This is a genomic window from Variovorax sp. Soil_C_39 (genome assembly GCF_057656815.1).
Genome location: NZ_JBDGJQ010000002.1, coordinates 222,174 through 240,496, shown reverse-complemented (window position 1 = coordinate 240,496; position 18,323 = coordinate 222,174). Strand labels below are relative to the sequence as shown.

The window sequence follows — 18,323 nt, the reverse complement described above, 5'->3', positions numbered from 1 at the left end:
CCGCAGCCGAGCCTTGCGGGCGCTGCTACATCTTGGGCAGCATCTGCCCGCGGATCTCGCCGGCCGGGTTGGCGGCGGTGTGGATGTTGGCGTACCACTTGCCCGCGATCAGGTCGGCGGCCTGCGCCGGCGTGAGCGTGGCCTGGCCCTCGATCGGGCTGGCCGCATTGGCAAAGGGCAGCACCACGCCGGCGTTGGCGCCGGCGGTGGCCGGTCCGTGGAAGTGCGCTGCAGTGGCCGGCCCGCTGAGGCCGGTGTAGGTGATCTTGTATTTCAGGACGTTGGTGTCCCGGTTGAGCCAGGCCTCGGCCAGGCCGCTGCCGCGCGTCATGTTGGGCGGCACTTCGCTGGCGGCATTCATCGTGCCGCTGAAGCTCGCGACGTTCGACCGCGACATCATTCCGCAGCCCGCCAAGGCGGCACTGGCCACGCCGGCAACGAGGGTCGCGCGCAAAAGGGTGCCATATCGGTTCATGTGTCGATCTCCTGGAATGATGAAAACCGCTACAGCATAGGCAGCGCCGCCACGAGCGCATGTCGGCCACCACCGCGACTTTTTCAACCGAAGGAGAATGCGGCCATGAACCCTTCTGCCTCCCTCCCCTCGGCCCGCGACATCGTCGACTTCTGGCGCGATGCGGGGCCCGAACGCTGGTTCGCCAAGGATGCGGCCTTCGATGCCGCATTCCGCGAACGCTTCCTCGCCGCCCATGAAGCGGCCGCCGCCGGACAGCTCGATGGCTGGCTGCACGATGCCGAAGGCGCGCTCGCGCTGCTGGTGCTGCTCGACCAGTTTCCGCGCAACACCTGGCGCGGCGAGGCGCGCATGGTGGCCACCGACGACAAGGCGCTCGACGTCGCGCGCCGGGCCATCGACGACGGCTTCGATCGCGCGGTCGACGACGCGCTCAGGCGCTTCATCTACCTGCCGTTCATGCATTCGGAGTCGCCCGCGGACCAGGCGCGCTCGGTCGAGCTCAATGCCGCGCTCGATGCGAACACGCAGCGTTTCGCGGTGCTGCACCGCGACATCATCGAGCGCTTCGGCCGCTTTCCGCACCGCAACCGCATGCTCGGGCGCGAAAGCACGTCCGAAGAGCAGCGCTTCCTCGACGAAGGCGGCTTCGCAGGTTAGGTGCCCGAGCGGCTCGGCGACGCGCTGGCAGGCGCGTCGGCCTTGTCGTGGCGGCGCGATCCGTAGGTCTTGGCATAGACCCAGGTGAACTCGGCCCCGAGAAGGAAGATCTGCGCCGAGTAATACACCCACACCAGCACCACCACCAGCGAACCCGCCGCGCCGTAGCCCGAGGCGACGCTGCTCTTGCCGATGTAGAGGCCGATGAGGTGCTTGCCGATCGTGAACAGCATGGCGGTGGCCGCGGCCCCGACCCAGACGTCGCGCCACTGCACCTTCGCCCTCGGCATGATCTTGTAGATCATCGCGAAGATCACTGTCACCATCGCGAAGCTGAACGCGAAGTTCACCGCCTGCGCCAGCGTGGCCCAGGCGCCGAACACCGGCGACCACCACTTGCTCAGCGCGGCCAGCGCCGCGCTCGCGACCAGCGACACGATGAGCAGGAAGCCGATGCCCATGATCATGCTGAACGACAGCAGCCGCACGCGCACCAGGTTGAACAGGCCCGAGCTCTTGGCCCGCGCGGGCGCACGCCAGATGCGGTCGAGCGCGTCCTGCAGTTCGCCGAACACGGTGGTCGCGCCGACCACCAGCAGGCCGATGCCCAGCACGGTGGCCACCACGCCTTCGGTCGGCTTGTTCACGGCTTGCAGCATGCCCTGCACTGCGGCGGCGCCCTGCTCGCCCATGAGCCCCGCGAGCTGCGCGAAGATCTCGCCGCGCGCGGCCTCCTCGCCGAACACCAGTCCTGCCACCGAAATGACGATCAGGAGCAGCGGTGCTATTGAGAACACGGTGTAGTAGGCGAGCGCGGCGCCCATGCTCGGCGCATAGTCGTTCGACCACGACGCGAAGGCCTGCTTGCAAAGATCGAAAAGTGCGCGGATTGGCATCATCTTGGTGATTCTCCCTGGGTGAGTTGTCGACGCCTGTCAGTCCGCTCCCCAGCAGCCTGCAGGCAGGGCTACGATAATCCCATTCACATGCATCCGTCCCCCTCCGGCGCGGCGCCGCCACCACCCGCATCCCCTGCGCAACCGCAGTCGCCACGCGACCTTTTCGTTTCCTTCACCTGGCTGGCGCTGCAGGGATTCGGTGGCGTGCTCGCCATCGTGCAGCGCGAGATGGTCGAGAAGAAGCGCTGGCTCACGCCCGAGCAGTTCCTCGAGGACTGGGCCGTGGCCCAGGTCATGCCGGGGCCGAACGTGATCAACCTCGCGCTGATGATCGGCGACCGCTACTTCGGCCTGCGCGGCGCGGTGGCCGCAGTGGCCGGCATGCTCGCGGTGCCGCTCGTGGTGATTCTGGTGCTGGCCGTGCTCTACGCGCACTATGCGGCCAACCCGCAGGTCGCCGGCGCGTTGCGCGGCATGGGCGCGGTCTCGGGCGGGCTGATCGCCGCCACCGGCATCAAGCTGATTCCGCAGCTGCGCAGGCATCCGCTCGGCTTCGGCGCCTGCCTGGGCTTCGTGGCGGTGGTGTTCGGCGCCATCGCCCTGCTCAAGATTCCGCTCGGCTGGGTGCTTCTGGCGGTGGGCGGCGTGGCATGCGCCTGGACCTGGCGAAAGATCGCCGCATGACGATCGCGATGCAATGGCACGACTGGCTCGCGCTCTTCGGCCAATACCTGCTGCTGTCGCTGCTGTCGATCAGCGGCGCGATCACCACGGTGCCCGACATGCACCGCTACCTCGTCACGCAGCACGGCTGGCTCACCGACGCGCAGTTCAGCTCCTCGGTGGCGATCGCACAGGCGGCGCCGGGGCCCAACGTGCTCTTCGTCGCGCTGATGGGTTGGAACGTCGGGCTCAATGCTGGCGGCGGCATCGGCGCCGGCCCGTTCGCCTGGCTGCTAGGGCTGTTCGGGCTGACGGTCACCATGGTGGGCATCATGCTGCCGAGCACCACGCTGACCTACCTGGCCACGCGCTGGGGCCACCGCAACCGCGAGCGGCGCGGCGTGCGGGCCTTCAAGCAGGGCATGGCGCCGGTGGTGGTGGGCCTGCTGATTGCCACCGGCTGGGTGCTGGCGGCCGGCAACCCGGCCGGCGGCGCGCCCGCGTGGCACCTGTGGCTGCTGACCGCGGTGGCCGCGCTCATCGTCTGGCGCACGCGCGTCCACCTGCTGTGGCTGCTCGGTGCAGGTGCGCTGCTCGGTGCCGTAGGCTTCGTCTGATCTTCATCGCTTTCTGCCTTCTTCTTCAGGAACACACCCATGACGCAACTCCGCTCGCTCGGCCGCTCCGGCCTCCTGGTTTCGCCGCTCGCCTTCGGCGGCAACGTGTTCGGCTGGACGGTCGACGAGGCGGCTTCGTTCAAGTTGCTTGATGCCTGGGTCGAGGCCGGCTTCAACCTGGTCGACACCGCCGACGTCTATTCGCGCTGGGTGCCGGGCCACACCGGCGGCGAATCGGAAACCATCATCGGCAAGTGGCTCCGCCAGAGCGGCAAGCGCAGCCGCGTGGTGCTGGCCACCAAGGTCGGCAAGCCGATGGGCGACGGCAAGTCGGGCCTCTCGCCAGCCTATATCCGCGAGGCCGTGGAAGCCTCGCTCCAGCGCCTGCAGACCGACTACATCGACCTGTACCAGTCGCACGACGACGATGCCGCGACGCCGCTCGAAGACACGCTCGGCGCCTTCGACGCGCTCATCAAGGAGGGCAAGGTACGCGCCATCGGCGCCTCGAACTACACGGCACCGCGGCTGGCCGAGGCACTCGACGTGTCGGAGCGGCTCGGCATCGCGCGCTACGAAAGCCTGCAGCCGCTCTACAACCTCTATGGCCGCGCGGCGTTCGAGGATGCGCTCGAGCCGCTGTGCGTGCAGCGCGAGATCGGCGTGGTCAATTTCTACGCCCTCGCGGCCGGCTTCCTGACGGGCAAGTACCGCACCGAGGCCGATGCCGCCAAGAGCGCGCGCGGTGCCAGCACCACGCAGAAGTACCTGAATCCGCGCGGCCTTCGCATCCTGGAGGCGCTCGACAAGGTGGCGCAGCAGTACAACGCCAAGCCGGGACAGGTAGCTATCGCCTGGCAGATCGCGCGGCCTTCGATCACGGCGCCGATCGCGAGCGCGACCTCGATCGCGCAACTGGAAGAACTGGTGGTCGCGACGCAGCTCAAGCTCGATGCCGGCACCATCGAGATGCTGGACCGGGCCAGCGCCGAGACCACCGAAGCTCATCAGTAGGCAAGTTCCCACACCGACTGGCGACGACGGCCGGGTCAGGCCGCGGCGCGCATCGGGATACTGCGAGGAATCAAAGCTTTCGGGGAAACAAGCATGTCTTTCGCGCTCTACATGGTCGGCTTTTTGATCTTCCTCGGCGGTATCGCCTGGGGCGCATCGGTCGCCGGCGTGCCAACGCTCTACATCGGCATCGGCGCGCTGATCCTGCTCGGAATCGGCATCTTCAGCGCCGTGGCGCGCACGCGCAGCAAAGACCCGTCCTGACGGGGCTCAGGCGCTGCGTTGCCGCAGCGCCTCGTAGAGGCAAACCCCACTCGCCACCGAGACGTTCAGGCTCTCGACGGCACCGGCCATCGGGATGCTGACCAGCTCGTCGCAGGTCTTGCGCGTGAGCTGGCGCATGCCCTCGCCCTCGGCACCCAGCACCAGCGCGAGCGGCCTTTTGAAATCACTCTGGTAGAGCGTCCCGGGCGCATCGTCGCTCGTGCCGACGCACCAGATGCTGCGTTCCTTGAGCTCGTTGAGCGTGCGCGCGAGATTGGTCACCATGAAATATGGCACGGTCTCCGCCGCGCCGCTCGCGACCTTGGCCACGGTGGCATTGATGCCTGCCGCATGGTCCTTGGGTGCAATGACCGCATGCGCGCCCGCGCCGTCGGCCACGCGCAGGCAGGCGCCGAGGTTGTGCGGATCTGTCACGCCGTCGAGCACCAGCAGCAGCGGCACGGTACCGGCCTCTTCGAGCCCTTCGAGCAGCTCGTCGAGAGAGCGGACCTGCGCCACGGGGTCGACCCGCGCCACCACGCCCTGGTGGCCATGGCTGCCGCTGAGCTTGGCGAGCCGCAGGCCGTCGGCCTCGACGAGCCGCACGCCGGCCTCCTGGGCGCGCGCGATGAACTGCTTCATGCGCGCATCGCGCCGGCTGGCGTCGAACATCACTTCGAGCACCGATTTCGGCGCGGTCTTGATGCGCACGCCCACGGCATGGAAGCCGAAGATCACTTTGGGAGAAGACATGCCCCGATTATCCCTGCCGCCCGGCGACCCCGCGCGCGTGCCTCAGGCAATCGGCATGCCGCTGTCGGCGCGCGTGAGCGCATCGTGCAGCTGCTGCACCGCGAGTGCGCGCGGATGCGCCTGCGCAACGCTGCCCACGCTCTCGATGTACGCGCAGGCCGCATAGCGTTCGGCCACCTGCTCGTAGCGTGCGACCCAGGCGTCGCGCAGTGCGCGCTTGTCCGGCGCCACGGGCCAGACGCCCGGCTGCGGGCGCATGTGCTCGCCGATGCCGATGCGCCACGGCTTCGCGGTCAGCCGGGCGCGAAAGCAGTTCTGATTGCGGCACATGCGCGCATAGACCTTGTCGGCACCCAGTGTCTGGAAGACGTCGGTGACCGCATGGTCCGACGGCGCAAAGACGTCGTGCATGGCGAGCGCCCGCAGCCCCGACGGCGTGCGGTAGAGCCGCAGGTGCCATTGCGGATGCTGGTGGATGAAGCGATCGATGCGCGCCCGCGCCGCAGCGAGCGGATCGCCTTCATCGCCCTTCGGCTCGCTGGCGCGCAGGCCCTCGGCGCGCAGGCGCCAGAAGCCGATCGCGGCGATCGCCATACCCGCTGCCGCCGCAGCGATCCACGAGCCCGACGCGAAGCCTGTGACCAGCACGCCGATCAGCGCCGCGCCGATCACTGTGAACCCGCGCGCGCCGCCCGGCTGCGGCGCCTCGAAGTCGACGTCGACGAACAGCACGTCGGGCGTGTTGAGGCAGCGCGCGCCATAGCCGTTGCGCGTGACGATGTCCTCGCCATGGCGTTCGAGGATCTGCTCGCGAATCGGCATGCCGTTGGCACCGTTGTAGGCGCGCTTGCGTTCGCGGCGCTCGAGCGTCTCGCCAGCGGCGATGCGCTCGAAGGCCTCGCGCGTGCGTTCGTCGGCATGGGCCTGCGCGGCCAGCGGGCTGTCGTCGGACCAGCCGAAGCGGCGCACGGTGAGCTGCTTGCCGTCGACGATCTGCTGGATGCGGCCTTCGGCCCAGAACTGCGGAACGATCATCGCGACCCGTTCACGGCTTCTTCAGGCGCCCGCGAAGAGAAAGCCCACGGCCAGCACCGCAAGCGCGATGACGATCACCAGCCAGACCTTGCCGCCACCCGAAGCAACGCGCCCCGGTTCGGCCATCGGATCGAAGGCGCCGCCGGGCGCACCCGCACCGCCCCGCTGTCCCTTCAGGTGGCCTTCGATGAGCTTCAGCGTCTCGGCCAGACCGAGACCGGTGGCCTCGCGCACGATCTTCACCGCATCGACCTTGCGGCCTTGGGCCAGGGCCGCAGCGGCTGCGGCCGGAACGGCCGGCGGGCCGCCGCCCATGGGCCCGCTGAATCCGCCGGCCGGCGCCTGCGAATCGGCAGGCATGTGGCCGGCATGACGCTCGACGAGGTCCTTGGACTCCTTGAGGCCCAGGCCTGTGCGGTCGCGCACGACCTTGATCGCCTCGATGATGTTGCCGCGCTCCAGCGCAAGCCGCGCTTCGGGGGGAAGTTCGTCCGTCATGGAAATCTCCTCTTGTCGTTATCGTTGTCGTCGTGCGCGCGGCCACCCTGCACCGCGCCGCGGGGGCTCATCAGAGCCTGCCGGCGTCGGCGGTCTTTTCGTTGTGGCTCACGCGGCCGGCCTCGATGGTGATGCGGCGCTCGCACTGGGCCGCGATGCCGCGGTCGTGGGTGACGAGCACCAGCGTTGTGCCGAGCTCGCGGTTGAGGTCGAACATCAGGCGCATGACCTGCTCGCCGGTCGCGAAGTCGAGGCTGCCGGTAGGCTCGTCGGCCAGCAGCAGCGCCGGCTGCACGACGAAGGCCCGGGCCAGTGCGACGCGCTGCTGCTCGCCGCCCGACAGCACCTTGGGATAGTGGCCCAGCCGCTGGCCGAGGCCGACGCGACCGAGCATTTCGGTGGCCGCCTTGCGTGCATCCTTGCGGTCGGCCAGCTCGAGCGGCAGCATGACGTTTTCGAGTGCGCTCAGGTTGCCGAGCAGCTGGAAGCTCTGAAACACGAAGCCCACGCGCTGGGCGCGCAGCGCGGCGCGCTCGTCCTCGTCGATGGCGAAGATGTCGTCGCCCGCGAGCCGGACCGTGCCGCGGGTCGGTGTGTCGAGCCCGGCGATGATCGACAGCAGCGTGCTCTTGCCGGAACCCGACGCGCCCACGATGGCGGCGGTCTCCCGCACGCCCAGGGTGAAATCGATGTCCTGCAGAATATCCAGCGTGCCGGTCGAATCCGTGACGGACTTGAACACATGCTCGACGGCGACAATGGCATCAGACGGGGGTTGGGACATGGAAAGGCTTTTCGTTTTGAATCGACGTGACTTTATCTTGACCGCCGGCGCCGTCGGCAGCGCAGGGACTTGGACCGTGGCGCAGGCCCAGCCCGCGCGCACCGCAGCCGCTCGCAAGCCGGTGATCCTGGTGCTCGGCGATTCGCTCTCCGCCGAGTACGGCCTCAAGCGCGGCGAGGGCTGGGTGCCCCTGCTCGAGAAGCGGCTGGCCGAACAGAAGATCGCCGCCACGCTGGTCAATGCGAGCATCAGCGGCGACACCACCTCGGGCGGGCGCGCCCGCTTCGCGCCGCTGCTGGCGCAGCACAAGCCGACGCATGTGGTGCTCGAGCTTGGCGCCAACGATGCGCTGCGCGGCCTGCCGCTGCAAAGCACCGAAGACAACCTGCTGCACATCACCAAGGCCGCGCAGGCGGCCGGCGCCAAGGTGCTGATCGTCGGCATCCAGGTGCCGCCGAACTACGGCGGCGACTACACGCGCCGCTTCGAGGCGGTGTTCGGCAAGGTGGCCAGCGCGACCCAGTCGCCGCTGGTGCCCTTCCTGCTCAAGGACGTGGCCGATGCCCCCGACGCGCTCGCGCTGTTCCAGGCCGACCGCATCCACCCCAACGCCACGGCGCAGCCGCAACTGCTCGACAACGTCTGGCCCGAACTGCGCAAGCTGCTGCTCGCATCGAAGTAGCCCGGCCCGGCGGACGCGGCGCAGCCCAAAAAAAACCGCCGCGGGCACGGGCCAGCGGCGGCTTTTAGGGCGGGGGTGACGCAACGGGTCAGCCGTTCTTGGTGGGCAGCTCGGGGATCGTGGGAGGATCGCGTTCGAGCGAGGCCACGTCGGTCTCCGGATCGCCGGGTGCCAGCCCTTCACTGCTGGGAGAGAGCTTGCGATTCGCCTTTTCGCGGAGCTTCTCTTCCTTCTTTTTCTTCTTGGCCAGCTCTTTCTGGCGCTTTTCGTAGCCGTAATTTGGTGTTGCCACTGCATCTCCTTGAGGCGAAGGCAGTCAAAGTGACTGCGCGTAGCCTACTGTAAGCGATATCGCGGCCGACTCAAGACACCCGGCGGGCCGGTGTTTCGAACTCGAACACACCTTGCAAAGCCGGCTGGAGCCCGCGCCAGCCTACATCTTCGCCAGCGCCTGCGCCAGGTCGGCGCGCAGGTCCTCGACGTCCTCGAGCCCGACCGAGAAGCGCACGAGCGTGCCCTTGTGCGGCCAGCGTGCCACGCTGGCGTCGCGCATCAGGCCGATGTCGTACGGCACCACGAGGCTGATCGGCCCGCCCCACGAATAGCCGAGCCTGAACAGCGCCAGGCTGTCGCAGAAACGGTCGACCTGCTCGTTGCTGAAGCGTGCGTCGAACACGACGGAGAACAGTCCGGCGGCGAGGTCGGAAGCGCCGCACAGCGCACGCCAGTTCGCATGGCCCGGCGATCCTTCGAGCGCCGGATGCAGCACCTGGGCGATCTCGGCGCGGTCGGCCAGCCAGCGTGCCAGCTCGCGCGCGGCGCGGTCGTGCGCGGCGTAGCGCAGGCCAACGCTCGGCAGCGAGCGCAGCAGCGTCTCGACGTCGCCCACGCCCACGCCGAAGCCCAGGCGCATGTGCGTGAGCTTGAGCGCGCGGTGCAGCCGCTCGTCGCGCGTGGTCACGCTGCCCATGAGCACGTCGCCGCCGCCGCTCGGGTATTTGGTGAGCGCATGCACCGAGATGTCCACGCCCTGCCCGCTGGCGCCGAGATCGAAGGGCGCAAAGGCCAGGCCCGCGCCCCAGGTGTTGTCGAGCGCGGTGAGCACGCCACGCGCGCGGCAGGCACCCACGAGCGCCGGCAGGTCGGGGAATTCCATCGTCACCGAGCCCGCCGCCTCGACCCAGACCAGCCGGGTCCGCTCGGAAAGCTTGGCCGCCAGGTCGGCCGGGTCCATCGCGTCGTAAAGGCGGTGCGTGATGCCGAAATTCGCGAGTTCGCCGGTGGCGAGCGCCTTGTTGGGCCCATAGGCGTTGTCGGGGATCAGCACCTCGTCGCCGCTCTTGAGGAAGGCGAAAGCCACCAGCGTGATGGCCGCGAGGCCGCTCGGGACCAGCAGGGTTTCGGTGCCGCCCTCGAGCGTCGCGAGCCGCTCCTCGAGCGTGAAGGTGGTCGGCGTGCCATGCAGGCCATAGGTGTAGCCGGCCTTGGTCTTCCAGTCGCGCGCCCGCATCGCAGCCACGTCGGCGAAGAACACGGTCGAGGCCTTGTAGATGCCGGGCTGCGGCGCGGCAAAGCTGGCGGGCGGCGCGTAGGGATGGTGGATCAGGGTCGTGGAGGGCCTGCTCATGGCCCCGATGCTAGCGCGGCATTCCGCCGCACAATGCGCCGATGGGCAACAGCGTGTTTTCGATCGAACCCGCGGCATCGCGCATGCTGACGGCACGCCCCTCGCCAGGCCTGCAACATTGCGTGCGGCTGATGTGGGCCTCGGCTCCCGCCGCCGTGGCCGAGCAGCCGGGCGCACGCGAGCACGTGCTGCCGACCGGGTGCATGCACCTGGTGTTCCGTCTCGACGGCCCTCCGCTGCGCCTGTTCCGCAACGAGGCGGATGCGCACGGCTACACCGTCGGCTACGCCATGGTGGGCGGGGCCCGTTCCGCTTTTTTCGTGCGCGACGTGTCGGTCGAGACCCGCTCGGTCGGCGTGATGCTTCAACCGGGTGCCGCCCGGGCACTGCTCGGCGTCCCCGAGGACGCGCTCGCTGAATGCCACACGCCGCTCGACGCGCTCTGGGGCTCGGACGCCAGTTTCGCACTCGAGCAACTGCACGGCGCCGATTCGCTGGCGCGCCAGCTTGCCATCCTCGATGCCCTGCTGCGTGCGCGCCTGTCCGCTTCTGCCCTGCCAGGCCTGCACCCGGCGGTAGCTTATGCACTGGCCGGCCTGTCCGGCACGCAACCGCGCGCCATCCGCGACCTGGTGCAGCAAAGCGGCTACAGCCATCGACGCTTCATCGCGCTGTTTCGCGGCATGGCAGGCATGGCACCCAAGCAGTACGCGCGGATGCTGCGCTTCAATCGGGTCATCGATCGGTTCGCGCAGGACCCTGCCCAGCCATGGGTGGCGCTGGCACTGGATGCCGGATACAGCGATCAGTCGCATTTCAGCCGAGAATTTCTCGCGACCGCCGGCATCGGGCCAGAGGCATACCGGCGCGCGGCGCCGGTGTCGTCGCGGCATGTGCGAATCTGAGCGCCTGCAGGGCAGGTCAATTTCGTTCAAGACGGCGCATGCGGCAGCGGCCAGAATCGTCGATCCCATCACCCGAACGGAACATGCCATGGCGATCCACGAACTCTTTCCGTACCTCTGTGTCGACAATGCCGCAGCGGCCATCGACTTCTATTGCGAGGCCTTCGAAGTCAAGGAGATCTTCCGGCTCACAGAACCCAGCGGCCGCATCGGCCATGCCGAACTCGACTTCCACAATGGCGCGATCCTGATGATCTCGGACGAGTTCGCCGAATACAACATCCGCAGCGCGAAGACGCTGGGCGGCAGCGCCGTGACGCTGCACCTGCACGTGGACGACGCCGATGCCGTGGTGGCGCGCGCGGTCGCGGCCGGCGCCACGCTCGACATGGCGCCGCAGGACCAGTTCTATGGCGAGCGCTCGGGCGTGTTTCGCGACCCCTTCGGCCATCGCTGGAACGTGGGCCACAGCATCGAGAAGCTCACGCCCGAAGAGATGCAGCGGCGCTACACCGCCATGTTCTAGAGAACGCTCAGACCGACCACTTCTCGAGCAGCTTCTCGGGGCCGAGCGAGTCGTAGCCTTCGAAAGGCTGATGAATCCAGGGGTTGGTCGCGAGGTACTCGACCGAGTAGTCGGGCGTGAAGGTCGACAAGGCCTTGGTCCAGAGCACCGCGCTGCGTAGTTCGGTGATCGGCTTGTAGTTGTTGCGCAGCATGTCCATCACCGCATGCAGCGTGTGGCCCGAGTCGGCCAGGTCGTCGACCAGCAGCACCCGTCCCGCGATCTCGCCCTTGGGCGTGGTGATGAAGCGGGCGATGTCGAGGTGGCCCTGCACCGTGCCGGCGTCGGCGCGGTAGGAGCTCGTCGACATGATGGCCAGCGGCTTGTCGAAGATGCGCGACAGCACGTCGCCCGGGCGCATGCCCCCGCGCGCAAGACAGAGGATGGTGTCGAACTCCCAGCCCGACTGGTGCACCTTGATCGCGAGCTTCTCGATCAGGTTGTGGTACTCGTCGTAGCTGACGTAGAGATGCTTGCCGTCTTCGGTCAACATGATTCTTGGGTTCCTCTTCAGTCGGCCAGGTAGGGGTGACGCATCATGATGGTGTGGTCGCGATCCGGGCTGGTCGAAACCATGTGGATCGGCACGCCGGTGATCTGCTCGATGCGCTGCAGGTAGAGCCGCGCATTGACCGGCAGCTTGTCGAACTGCGTGACGCCCACGGTGCTTTCGCTCCAGCCTTCGAGCGTCTCGTAGATCGGCGTGCAGCGCTCGATCTCGTCCGCGCCCATCGGCAGGATGTCGGTCTTCTCGCCGTCGAGTTCGTAGCCGGTGCACAGCTCGAGCTTCTCGAGTCCGTCGAGCACGTCGAGCTTGGTGATGCAAAGGCCCGACAGGCCGTTGACCTGGGCCGAGCGCTTGAGCAGCGCGGCATCGAACCAGCCGCAACGACGGCTGCGGCCCGTGGTCACGCCCTTTTCGGCGCCCACGGTGCTCATGTGGTAGCCCGGCGTGCCCGGCGTGGCCCAGTCGAGTTCGGTCGGGAACGGACCGCCGCCAACGCGCGTGCAATAGGCCTTCGTGATGCCGAGGATGTAGTGCAGCATGCCCGGGCCGACGCCCGAACCCGCGGCCGCGTTGCCCGCGACGCAGTTGCTCGACGTGACGTACGGGTAGGTGCCGTGGTCCACGTCGAGCAGCGTGCCCTGCGCACCTTCGAACAGCAGGTTGGCGCCGGCCTTGTTCGCGTCGTTCAGCTCGCGGGAGACGTCGGCCATCATCGGCTTGAGCAGCACCGCGTGGCGCATCGCCTCGTCGAACACCTCGTCGAAGTCGACCGCGGGTGCGCCCAGCACCTGCGTCAGCACGTGGTTGTGCAAGTCGAGCAGCACGCGCAGCTTGGTGGCGAAGCGCTCGGGATGCTTCAGGTCCTGTACGCGCAGCGCGCGGCGTGCGATCTTGTCCTCGTAGGCCGGGCCGATGCCGCGGCCGGTGGTGCCGATCTTCTCGACGCCACCCTTTTCGCGGTAGGTCTCGCGTGCGATGTCGAGCGCGGCATGGAACGGCAGGATCAGCGGGCAGGCCTCGCTGATGCGCAGGCGCGAACGCACCTCGACGCCGACCTTCTCGAGCCCTTCGATCTCCTCGAACAGCTTGGCGGCAGAAAGCACCACGCCGTTGCCGATGTAGCACTTGACGCCCGGACGCATGATGCCGCTCGGGATCAGGTGCAGCGCCGTCTTCACGCCGTTGATGACCAGCGTGTGGCCCGCGTTGTGGCCGCCCTGGAAGCGGACCACGCCCTGGGCGCTTTCCGTCAGCCAGTCGACCAGCTTACCCTTGCCCTCGTCGCCCCATTGGGTGCCGACGACGACCACGTTTCTTCCGGTGGTTACGCTCATGCTCGTTCCATTACTTCAAAGATTCAGATGGCTACTACCCGCCACTGCCCCGCTTGCTCGACGAGCTCGCGGTCGCAATGGAATTCATCGATTTCGCTGCTGTGGCCCGGCAGCACGCAGACCACGACCTCGCCGGCGCGGCGCAGGCCGGCGATGGCCTCGTGCAGGCCGGCCGCGTCGCTCCAGGGCGCACGGATCGCGGCGCGCAGCGGCCGTGCCGGCAGCACACCGACCAGTTCGCGCACGTCGAGGCTGAAGCCCACGGCGGGTCGGTTGCGGCCGAACACGGCGCCGACCTCGTCGTAGCGCCCGCCGCGCACCAGCGCATCGGCTGCGCCGGGCGCGTAGATGCCGAAGCGCATGCCGCTGTAGTACGCATAGCCGCGCAGGTCGGCCAGGTCGAAACTGATCTGCCGGCCGGTATGGCCGTTCAGGCTGGCGGCCAGCTGCCGCAGCCCGGCCAGCGCCGCATCGACCTCGGGGATGGCCTTGAGCGCCTTTGCGGCCTCGTCGAGCACGGCGGCGTCCCCGTACAGGTGGACCAGCGCGCGCAGTCCGTCGCGCGAGGCGGCCGGGAAATCGCGCGTGAGCGCATGCAGCTCGCTCGCGTCCTTGGCGACCAGCGCCGCATGCACGCGCGCCAGCGCAGCGCCATCCACAGGCACGCCTGCGAACAGCGCGCGCACGATGCGTGCATCGGCCAGGTCGACGATGAGGCCGTCGTCCAGGCCCGAAGCCTGCAGGCAGTCGAGCGCCAGCAGCAGGATCTCGGTGTCGGCCTCGAGGGCGGCATGGCCGTAGATCTCGGCACCGAACTGCAGCGGCTCGCGCGTGGCATGCGGACGATCGGGCCGCGTGTGCAGGACCGGTCCGCAGTAGCACAGTCGCGCCACGCCTTCGCGATTGAGCAGGTGGGCATCGATGCGCGCCACCTGGGGCGTGGTGTCGGCCCGAAGGCCCATGCTGCGGCCCGACAGCTGGTCGACGAGCTTGAAGGTCTGGAGGTCGAGCGCCTCGCCGGTGCCCGACAGCAGCGACTCGAGATGCTCGAGCAGCGGCGGCATCACCAGCTCGTAGCCATAGCCACGGGCGGTATCGAGCAGCTGGCGTCGAAGTTCTTCGATGTGGCGCGCCTCGGAGGGCAGCACATCGGCAATGTGATCCGGGAGGACCCAGGCGGACATGAGGATCGGGGGCGTGGTTAAACCGGGATTCTACCGGGGCGGCGCCGGGGCCCGGCCACAAGCCCTAGAAAATCAGGAGCAGAACGACTCCGAGCAGGATGCTGCAGAGACCGAAGAAGCGCAGCTGGCCGTCGCGCAACTGCATGAGCTGTCCGAAGCCGCGGCGCCAACCGCCCGGTGAAACGAGGGGCAGGATGCCCTCGATCACCAGCACCAGCGCCAGCGCGCTCCAGAACGTCTCGGCGCTCACGACCCGGGACGCCGGATCAGCGGCGCGGCGCGTTGCCTGCCGGCGTGCCGGCGCTCTGCATGGCGCGGAAGAAGTCGGACGACGGGTCGACCACCATCACGTCGCTCTTCTTGTTGAAGCTCTGCTTGTAGGCCTCGAGGCTGCGGTAGAACTGCGCGAACTGGGGATCGCGGCCGAACGCATCGCTGTAGATCGCGGCCGCCTGCGCATCGCCCTCACCCTTGATCTTCTGCGCGTCGCGGTAGGCATTGGCCACGGTCACTTCGCGCTGGCGATCGGCGTCGGCGCGGATCTTTTCGCCCTCTGCGTAGCCGGTCGAGCGCAACTCGTTGGCCACGCGCTTGCGCTCGGCCTCCATGCGGCGGTAGACCGACTCGGTGATGGCCTCGACATAGTCGACGCGCGTGATGCGCACGTCCACCACGTCCACGCCCCAGGGCTTGGCGCCCTTCACCACGGCCAGCACCTCGCGCTGCACGTCGGTCATGAGTTCTTCGCGGCGCGACGAAATCAGGTCGCGCACGGTGCGCTTGTTGATGTTTTCCTGGAAGGCATTGCGCACCACGCGGTTGAGTTGCATCGCGCCCGCGTTTTCGTCGAGCCCCACATTGCGGATGTAGGCCTGCGGGTCGGTGATGCGCCAGCGCACGTACCAATCGATCACCACGCGCTGCTTCTCGGCCGTGAGCATCGGCTCGGTCTCGAGGCTCGAGAGCGTGAGCAGGCGCTTGTCGATGTAAGACACGTTCTGGAACGGCGGCGGCATCTTGAAGTTGAGGCCGGGCTCGGTGATGACCTGCTTGATCTCGCCGAGCGCGTACACCACGCCGAATTGCCGCTGGTCGACCACGAAGAGCGTGGAGCTCAGCAGCAACAGCAGCACGAGGAACGACGAGGCGATGAATCCGATTCTGTTCATGTTCTTCTTCCTGGCCTGTTCAACGCACGTCGCGGTCGCGCGAGCGGCCGTCGCGGGCTCGGTTGTCGCCCGAAGTGGGCGCCACCGGGATCACCGACGATTGCGGCGGCGCCGTGCCGGCCACGCTGGGGCTGGCGGCATCGACCGGCGTGACGGCCTGGTTGCCGCCGCTTTGCTGCATGAGCTTGTCGAGCGGCAGGTACAGCAGGTTCGAGCCCTGCTTGGTGTCGACCAGCACCTTGGTGGTGCTGGCGTAGATCTGTTGCATCGCGTCGGTGTACATGCGGTCGCGCGTGACCTGCGGGGCCTTCTGGTACTCGGCCAGCACCGCGGCGAAGCGGCCGGAATCACCCTGCGCCTGCGCAACGATGCGCGCCTTGTAGGCCTCGGATTCTTCCTGGAGGCGCGAAGCGGTACCCGTTGCGCGCGGCACCACGTCGTTGGCATAGGCCTGCGCCTCGTTCTTGGCACGCTCACGTTCCTGGCCGGCCTTGAGCACGTCGTCGAAAGCCGCCTGCACCTGCTCGGGCGGACGCACACCGCCCTGCTGCAGGTTGATGTTGACGACTTCGACGCCGACCTTGTAGCGGTCGAGAATGGTCTGCATCAGCGTGCGCACGCGCGGCGCGATCTGGTCGCGTTCCTCGGCCAGCGCCGCGTCCATCTTCATGTTGCCCACCACCTCGCGCACGGCGGTCTCCGCGACCTGCACGACGGTTTCAGCAGGCGACTTGCTTTCGTACAGATAAGCCCGCGCATCGCTCAAGCGGTATTGCACCGCGAACTTGATCTCGACAATGTTCTCGTCCTGGGTCAGCATGGCCGACTCGCGCAGGCCCGTGGAGCGCACGATCGCATCGCGGCCCACGTCGGTCGAGCGGATCTGCGTGACCACCACCACCTCGTGGCGCTGGATCGGATACGGAAGCCGCCAATTAAAGCCGGCGCCCACGGTCGTCTTGTAGCTACCGAACTGCGTGATCACGGCCTGCTGGCCTTCGTTCACGATGAAGAAGCCGGTGCCGAGCCAGATGAGAAGCGCCACGACGGCGACGAGTCCGATGCCGAAGCCCGCATTCTTCATGTCGGGCCGGTAGCCATTGCCGCCACCGCCGCTCGGGCCGCTGGAACGCCCCCCGCCGCCGCCCTTGCCGCCGAAGAAGCCGCCAAGCTTGCGGTTGAGGTCGCGCCACAGTTCGTCGAGGTCCGGCGGGCCCTGGTTCGGCCCCTGGCCGCGAGGGCGGTTGCCGTTGTTGTTGTTGTTGCCCGAAGGCGGGGGCGGAGGTACACCCGGTGGGTCTGCGTCGGGAGGCCGGTTGCCGCTCGGGCGATCGCCACCGGAGGCCGGCTCGTCGCCACGCCCCCACCGGCCATCGTTCAGGTTGAACATGCCCAGAAACCCACTCCACGCTGGCTTTGCATTCATTCGCTTCGTTCTCTTGTCAGTGGCGGGATTGTGCCCAATCAATGGGCGTCACCGTGCAATTCAGTGTCCGCTTCTGGGGTCATCGTAGCGTCGAGCGAACCCGACCGACGCGCCAGTTCGGTGCGCAGCAGGGGCAAGCCCTCGCCGCTTCGTGCGCTCAGGAAGATGCGGGGGACCTGTGCGCCGTCGATTTCCATTTCGTCCTGCAGATGCAGCGGATGCTGCGCGCTTTCAAGGGCGTCGAGCTTGTTGAACACCAGAAGTTGCGGAATGGCTTCGGCACCGATCTCGCGCAGCACCAATTGCACCTCGGCCATCTGCTCGGGGTAATGGGGGTTGGAGGCATCGATCACGTGCAGCAGCAGGTCGGCATCGACGGCCTCCTGCAGCGTGGCCTTGAACGCATCGACAAGGCCGTGCGGCAGGTCGCGAATGAAGCCCACCGTGTCGGAGATCGACACCTTGCGGCCGGCGTCACCCAGGTAGAGGTTGCGCGTGGTCGTGTCGAGCGTCGCAAAGAGCTGGTCGGCCGCGTACGCACGGGCTTTGACCAGCGCATTGAAGAGCGACGACTTGCCCGCGTTGGTGTAGCCCACCAGCGAGATGTTGAAGGTCTCGCGGCGCTCGCGCTGGCGGCGCTGGGTGCCGCGCTGCTTCTGCACCTTGGCGAGCCGGTCGCGCGTGCGCTTGATCGACTCGTTGATCATCCGGCGGTCGAGCTCGATCTGCTTCTCGCCCGGGCCGCCGCGTACGCCGGCACCGCCGGTCTGGCGCTCGAGGTGGGACCAGCGACGCACGAGGCGCGTGCTCAGGTACTGCAGCCGGGCCAGTTCGACCTGCAGCTTGCCTTCGTGCGAGCGTGCACGCTGGGCGAAGATCTCGAGGATGAGAAAGGTGCGGTCGTACACCGCGACGTCGAGCTGGCGTTCGAGATTGCGCTGCTGCGCCGGGCTCAGCGACTGGTCGAAGATGACCTCGCTCGCGCGGTGCATGGCGGCCAGCTCCTTGATCTCGTCGGCCTTGCCGCTGCCGACGAAGAGTGCCGCGTCGGGGGCTTTGCGCTTGCAGACGAGACGGGCAACGGGGTCGAGGCCTGCGGTCTGCGCGAGCAGGCCGAGTTCCTCGAGTTCACTGTCGAAATGGGGCAACCCGAAATCGACACCGACGAGAACGGCGGCGCCTTCCTGGCGGGAGTTCAGATCAGACAAGCGGGAATTCAATAAGGAAAAAGCGCGGCGGGGTTGCCGCCGCGCTCCGCGCG

Annotated in this window: 23 protein-coding genes; 8 read left to right on the top strand and 15 right to left on the bottom strand. The window is 67.9% G+C overall.

What is annotated here, in order from left to right:
* Positions 1 to 25: 25 nt before the first annotated feature.
* On the bottom strand, positions 26 to 475 hold the full coding sequence (locus AC3A6J_RS05175) for a CHRD domain-containing protein (RefSeq protein ID WP_487858842.1): 450 nt from the start codon (positions 473 to 475) through the stop codon (positions 26 to 28).
* Between the two features lie 105 nt (positions 476 to 580).
* On the opposite strand from AC3A6J_RS05175, the gene AC3A6J_RS05170 reads away from it, so the two are divergent.
* The gene (locus AC3A6J_RS05170) at positions 581 to 1,135 is read left to right on the top strand and encodes a DUF924 family protein (protein WP_487858841.1); all 555 of its coding nucleotides are present in this window, start codon (positions 581 to 583) and stop codon (positions 1,133 to 1,135) included.
* On the opposite strand, the gene AC3A6J_RS05165 is transcribed toward AC3A6J_RS05170, so the two are convergent.
* Positions 1,132 to 2,031 (bottom strand): YihY/virulence factor BrkB family protein, encoded by a 900-nt coding sequence (locus tag AC3A6J_RS05165; RefSeq protein WP_487859342.1) that lies wholly within the window; start codon positions 2,029 to 2,031, stop codon positions 1,132 to 1,134. The two genes, AC3A6J_RS05170 and AC3A6J_RS05165, sit on opposite strands and share 4 nt — an antisense overlap.
* Before the next feature lie 90 nt (positions 2,032 to 2,121).
* On the opposite strand from AC3A6J_RS05165, the gene AC3A6J_RS05160 reads away from it, so the two are divergent.
* The 4 genes from AC3A6J_RS05160 (at position 2,122) to AC3A6J_RS05145 (ending at position 4,592) form a co-directional block, all read left to right on the top strand.
* On the top strand, positions 2,122 to 2,718 hold the full coding sequence (locus tag AC3A6J_RS05160) for a chromate transporter (protein WP_487858840.1): 597 nt from the start codon (positions 2,122 to 2,124) through the stop codon (positions 2,716 to 2,718).
* Positions 2,715 to 3,314 carry a chromate transporter gene (locus tag AC3A6J_RS05155; protein WP_487858839.1) on the top strand — a complete coding sequence of 200 codons (600 nt, stop codon included), beginning with the start codon at positions 2,715 to 2,717 and terminating at the stop codon, positions 3,312 to 3,314. The genes AC3A6J_RS05160 and AC3A6J_RS05155 overlap by 4 nt, the downstream gene beginning before the upstream one ends.
* A gap of 39 nt (positions 3,315 to 3,353) precedes the next feature.
* Entirely contained in the window at positions 3,354 to 4,328 is a 975-nt protein-coding gene (locus AC3A6J_RS05150; RefSeq protein ID WP_487858838.1) for an aldo/keto reductase, read from the top strand.
* Between the two features lie 93 nt (positions 4,329 to 4,421).
* Positions 4,422 to 4,592 (top strand): hypothetical protein, encoded by a 171-nt coding sequence (locus tag AC3A6J_RS05145; RefSeq protein ID WP_487858837.1) that lies wholly within the window; start codon positions 4,422 to 4,424, stop codon positions 4,590 to 4,592.
* 6 nt (positions 4,593 to 4,598) lie between these two features.
* On the opposite strand, the gene rlmB is transcribed toward AC3A6J_RS05145, so the two are convergent.
* The 4 genes from rlmB to AC3A6J_RS05125 all read right to left on the bottom strand — a co-directional run bounded on the left by rlmB (position 4,599) and on the right by AC3A6J_RS05125 (position 7,662).
* Positions 4,599 to 5,345 carry a 23S rRNA (guanosine(2251)-2'-O)-methyltransferase RlmB gene (gene rlmB, locus AC3A6J_RS05140; protein WP_487858836.1) on the bottom strand — a complete coding sequence of 249 codons (747 nt, stop codon included), beginning with the start codon at positions 5,343 to 5,345 and terminating at the stop codon, positions 4,599 to 4,601.
* 42 nt (positions 5,346 to 5,387) lie between these two features.
* A complete protein-coding gene (locus AC3A6J_RS05135; RefSeq protein WP_487858835.1) occupies positions 5,388 to 6,380 on the bottom strand; it encodes a hypothetical protein in 993 nt (330 codons plus the stop codon).
* A gap of 21 nt (positions 6,381 to 6,401) precedes the next feature.
* Entirely contained in the window at positions 6,402 to 6,878 is a 477-nt protein-coding gene (locus AC3A6J_RS05130; RefSeq protein WP_487858834.1) for a ribosomal protein L7/L12, read from the bottom strand.
* 70 nt (positions 6,879 to 6,948) lie between these two features.
* Positions 6,949 to 7,662 carry an ABC transporter ATP-binding protein gene (locus tag AC3A6J_RS05125; protein ID WP_487858833.1) on the bottom strand — a complete coding sequence of 238 codons (714 nt, stop codon included), beginning with the start codon at positions 7,660 to 7,662 and terminating at the stop codon, positions 6,949 to 6,951.
* Here AC3A6J_RS05125 and AC3A6J_RS05120 point away from each other — a divergent pair.
* Positions 7,661 to 8,344 (top strand): arylesterase, encoded by a 684-nt coding sequence (locus AC3A6J_RS05120; RefSeq protein ID WP_487858832.1) that lies wholly within the window; start codon positions 7,661 to 7,663, stop codon positions 8,342 to 8,344. The genes AC3A6J_RS05125 and AC3A6J_RS05120 overlap by 2 nt on opposite strands.
* A gap of 88 nt (positions 8,345 to 8,432) precedes the next feature.
* Here the strand turns inward: AC3A6J_RS05120 and AC3A6J_RS05115 are convergent, their stop codons facing one another.
* A complete protein-coding gene (locus tag AC3A6J_RS05115) occupies positions 8,433 to 8,636 on the bottom strand; it encodes a hypothetical protein (protein ID WP_487858831.1) in 204 nt (67 codons plus the stop codon).
* Positions 8,637 to 8,777: 141 nt separating this feature from the next.
* Positions 8,778 to 9,971 (bottom strand): PLP-dependent transferase, encoded by a 1,194-nt coding sequence (locus tag AC3A6J_RS05110; RefSeq protein WP_487858830.1) that lies wholly within the window; start codon positions 9,969 to 9,971, stop codon positions 8,778 to 8,780.
* A gap of 41 nt (positions 9,972 to 10,012) precedes the next feature.
* On the opposite strand from AC3A6J_RS05110, the gene AC3A6J_RS05105 reads away from it, so the two are divergent.
* Both AC3A6J_RS05105 and AC3A6J_RS05100 read left to right on the top strand, forming a co-directional pair.
* Entirely contained in the window at positions 10,013 to 10,876 is an 864-nt protein-coding gene (locus AC3A6J_RS05105) for a helix-turn-helix domain-containing protein (protein ID WP_487858829.1), read from the top strand.
* Positions 10,877 to 10,964: 88 nt separating this feature from the next.
* Entirely contained in the window at positions 10,965 to 11,402 is a 438-nt protein-coding gene (locus AC3A6J_RS05100) for a VOC family protein (RefSeq protein WP_487858828.1), read from the top strand.
* Positions 11,403 to 11,409: 7 nt separating this feature from the next.
* On the opposite strand, the gene AC3A6J_RS05095 is transcribed toward AC3A6J_RS05100, so the two are convergent.
* From AC3A6J_RS05095 to hflX, 7 genes are all read right to left on the bottom strand, one after another.
* Positions 11,410 to 11,934 carry a phosphoribosyltransferase gene (locus AC3A6J_RS05095; RefSeq protein WP_487858827.1) on the bottom strand — a complete coding sequence of 175 codons (525 nt, stop codon included), beginning with the start codon at positions 11,932 to 11,934 and terminating at the stop codon, positions 11,410 to 11,412.
* Positions 11,935 to 11,951: 17 nt separating this feature from the next.
* Positions 11,952 to 13,283 (bottom strand): adenylosuccinate synthase, encoded by a 1,332-nt coding sequence (locus AC3A6J_RS05090; RefSeq protein WP_487858826.1) that lies wholly within the window; start codon positions 13,281 to 13,283, stop codon positions 11,952 to 11,954.
* A gap of 23 nt (positions 13,284 to 13,306) precedes the next feature.
* Entirely contained in the window at positions 13,307 to 14,467 is a 1,161-nt protein-coding gene (locus AC3A6J_RS05085; RefSeq protein ID WP_487858825.1) for an ATP phosphoribosyltransferase regulatory subunit, read from the bottom strand.
* A 64-nt stretch (positions 14,468 to 14,531) separates the two neighbouring features.
* Positions 14,532 to 14,717 carry a DUF2065 domain-containing protein gene (locus AC3A6J_RS05080; protein WP_487858824.1) on the bottom strand — a complete coding sequence of 62 codons (186 nt, stop codon included), beginning with the start codon at positions 14,715 to 14,717 and terminating at the stop codon, positions 14,532 to 14,534.
* 16 nt (positions 14,718 to 14,733) lie between these two features.
* Positions 14,734 to 15,636, bottom strand: a complete 903-nt coding sequence (gene hflC / locus AC3A6J_RS05075; RefSeq protein WP_487858823.1) for a protease modulator HflC — start codon at positions 15,634 to 15,636, stop codon at positions 14,734 to 14,736.
* A 19-nt stretch (positions 15,637 to 15,655) separates the two neighbouring features.
* The gene (gene hflK / locus AC3A6J_RS05070; RefSeq protein WP_487859341.1) at positions 15,656 to 17,026 is read right to left on the bottom strand and encodes an FtsH protease activity modulator HflK; all 1,371 of its coding nucleotides are present in this window, start codon (positions 17,024 to 17,026) and stop codon (positions 15,656 to 15,658) included.
* Between the two features lie 74 nt (positions 17,027 to 17,100).
* Positions 17,101 to 18,270, bottom strand: coding sequence for a GTPase HflX (gene hflX / locus AC3A6J_RS05065; RefSeq protein ID WP_487858822.1), 1,170 nt, complete (start codon positions 18,268 to 18,270; stop codon positions 17,101 to 17,103).
* Between the last annotated feature and the right edge of the window lie 53 nt (positions 18,271 to 18,323).

Coding starts and splice junctions, on each gene's coding strand:
- AC3A6J_RS05175 (WP_487858842.1), bottom strand. CDS start 475: ATGAACCGATATGGCACCCTTTTGCGCGCGACCCTCGTTGCCGGCGTG.
- AC3A6J_RS05170 (WP_487858841.1), top strand. CDS start 581: ATGAACCCTTCTGCCTCCCTCCCCTCGGCCCGCGACATCGTCGACTTC.
- AC3A6J_RS05165 (WP_487859342.1), bottom strand. CDS start 2,031: ATGCCAATCCGCGCACTTTTCGATCTTTGCAAGCAGGCCTTCGCGTCG.
- AC3A6J_RS05160 (WP_487858840.1), top strand. CDS start 2,122: ATGCATCCGTCCCCCTCCGGCGCGGCGCCGCCACCACCCGCATCCCCT.
- AC3A6J_RS05155 (WP_487858839.1), top strand. CDS start 2,715: ATGACGATCGCGATGCAATGGCACGACTGGCTCGCGCTCTTCGGCCAA.
- AC3A6J_RS05150 (WP_487858838.1), top strand. CDS start 3,354: ATGACGCAACTCCGCTCGCTCGGCCGCTCCGGCCTCCTGGTTTCGCCG.
- AC3A6J_RS05145 (WP_487858837.1), top strand. CDS start 4,422: ATGTCTTTCGCGCTCTACATGGTCGGCTTTTTGATCTTCCTCGGCGGT.
- rlmB (WP_487858836.1), bottom strand. CDS start 5,345: ATGTCTTCTCCCAAAGTGATCTTCGGCTTCCATGCCGTGGGCGTGCGC.
- AC3A6J_RS05135 (WP_487858835.1), bottom strand. CDS start 6,380: ATGATCGTTCCGCAGTTCTGGGCCGAAGGCCGCATCCAGCAGATCGTC.
- AC3A6J_RS05130 (WP_487858834.1), bottom strand. CDS start 6,878: ATGACGGACGAACTTCCCCCCGAAGCGCGGCTTGCGCTGGAGCGCGGC.
- AC3A6J_RS05120 (WP_487858832.1), top strand. CDS start 7,661: ATGGAAAGGCTTTTCGTTTTGAATCGACGTGACTTTATCTTGACCGCC.
- AC3A6J_RS05125 (WP_487858833.1), bottom strand. CDS start 7,662: ATGTCCCAACCCCCGTCTGATGCCATTGTCGCCGTCGAGCATGTGTTC.
- AC3A6J_RS05110 (WP_487858830.1), bottom strand. CDS start 9,971: ATGAGCAGGCCCTCCACGACCCTGATCCACCATCCCTACGCGCCGCCC.
- AC3A6J_RS05105 (WP_487858829.1), top strand. CDS start 10,013: ATGGGCAACAGCGTGTTTTCGATCGAACCCGCGGCATCGCGCATGCTG.
- AC3A6J_RS05100 (WP_487858828.1), top strand. CDS start 10,965: ATGGCGATCCACGAACTCTTTCCGTACCTCTGTGTCGACAATGCCGCA.
- AC3A6J_RS05095 (WP_487858827.1), bottom strand. CDS start 11,934: ATGTTGACCGAAGACGGCAAGCATCTCTACGTCAGCTACGACGAGTAC.
- AC3A6J_RS05090 (WP_487858826.1), bottom strand. CDS start 13,283: ATGAGCGTAACCACCGGAAGAAACGTGGTCGTCGTCGGCACCCAATGG.
- AC3A6J_RS05085 (WP_487858825.1), bottom strand. CDS start 14,467: ATGTCCGCCTGGGTCCTCCCGGATCACATTGCCGATGTGCTGCCCTCC.
- hflC (WP_487858823.1), bottom strand. CDS start 15,636: ATGAACAGAATCGGATTCATCGCCTCGTCGTTCCTCGTGCTGCTGTTG.
- hflK (WP_487859341.1), bottom strand. CDS start 17,026: ATGTTCAACCTGAACGATGGCCGGTGGGGGCGTGGCGACGAGCCGGCC.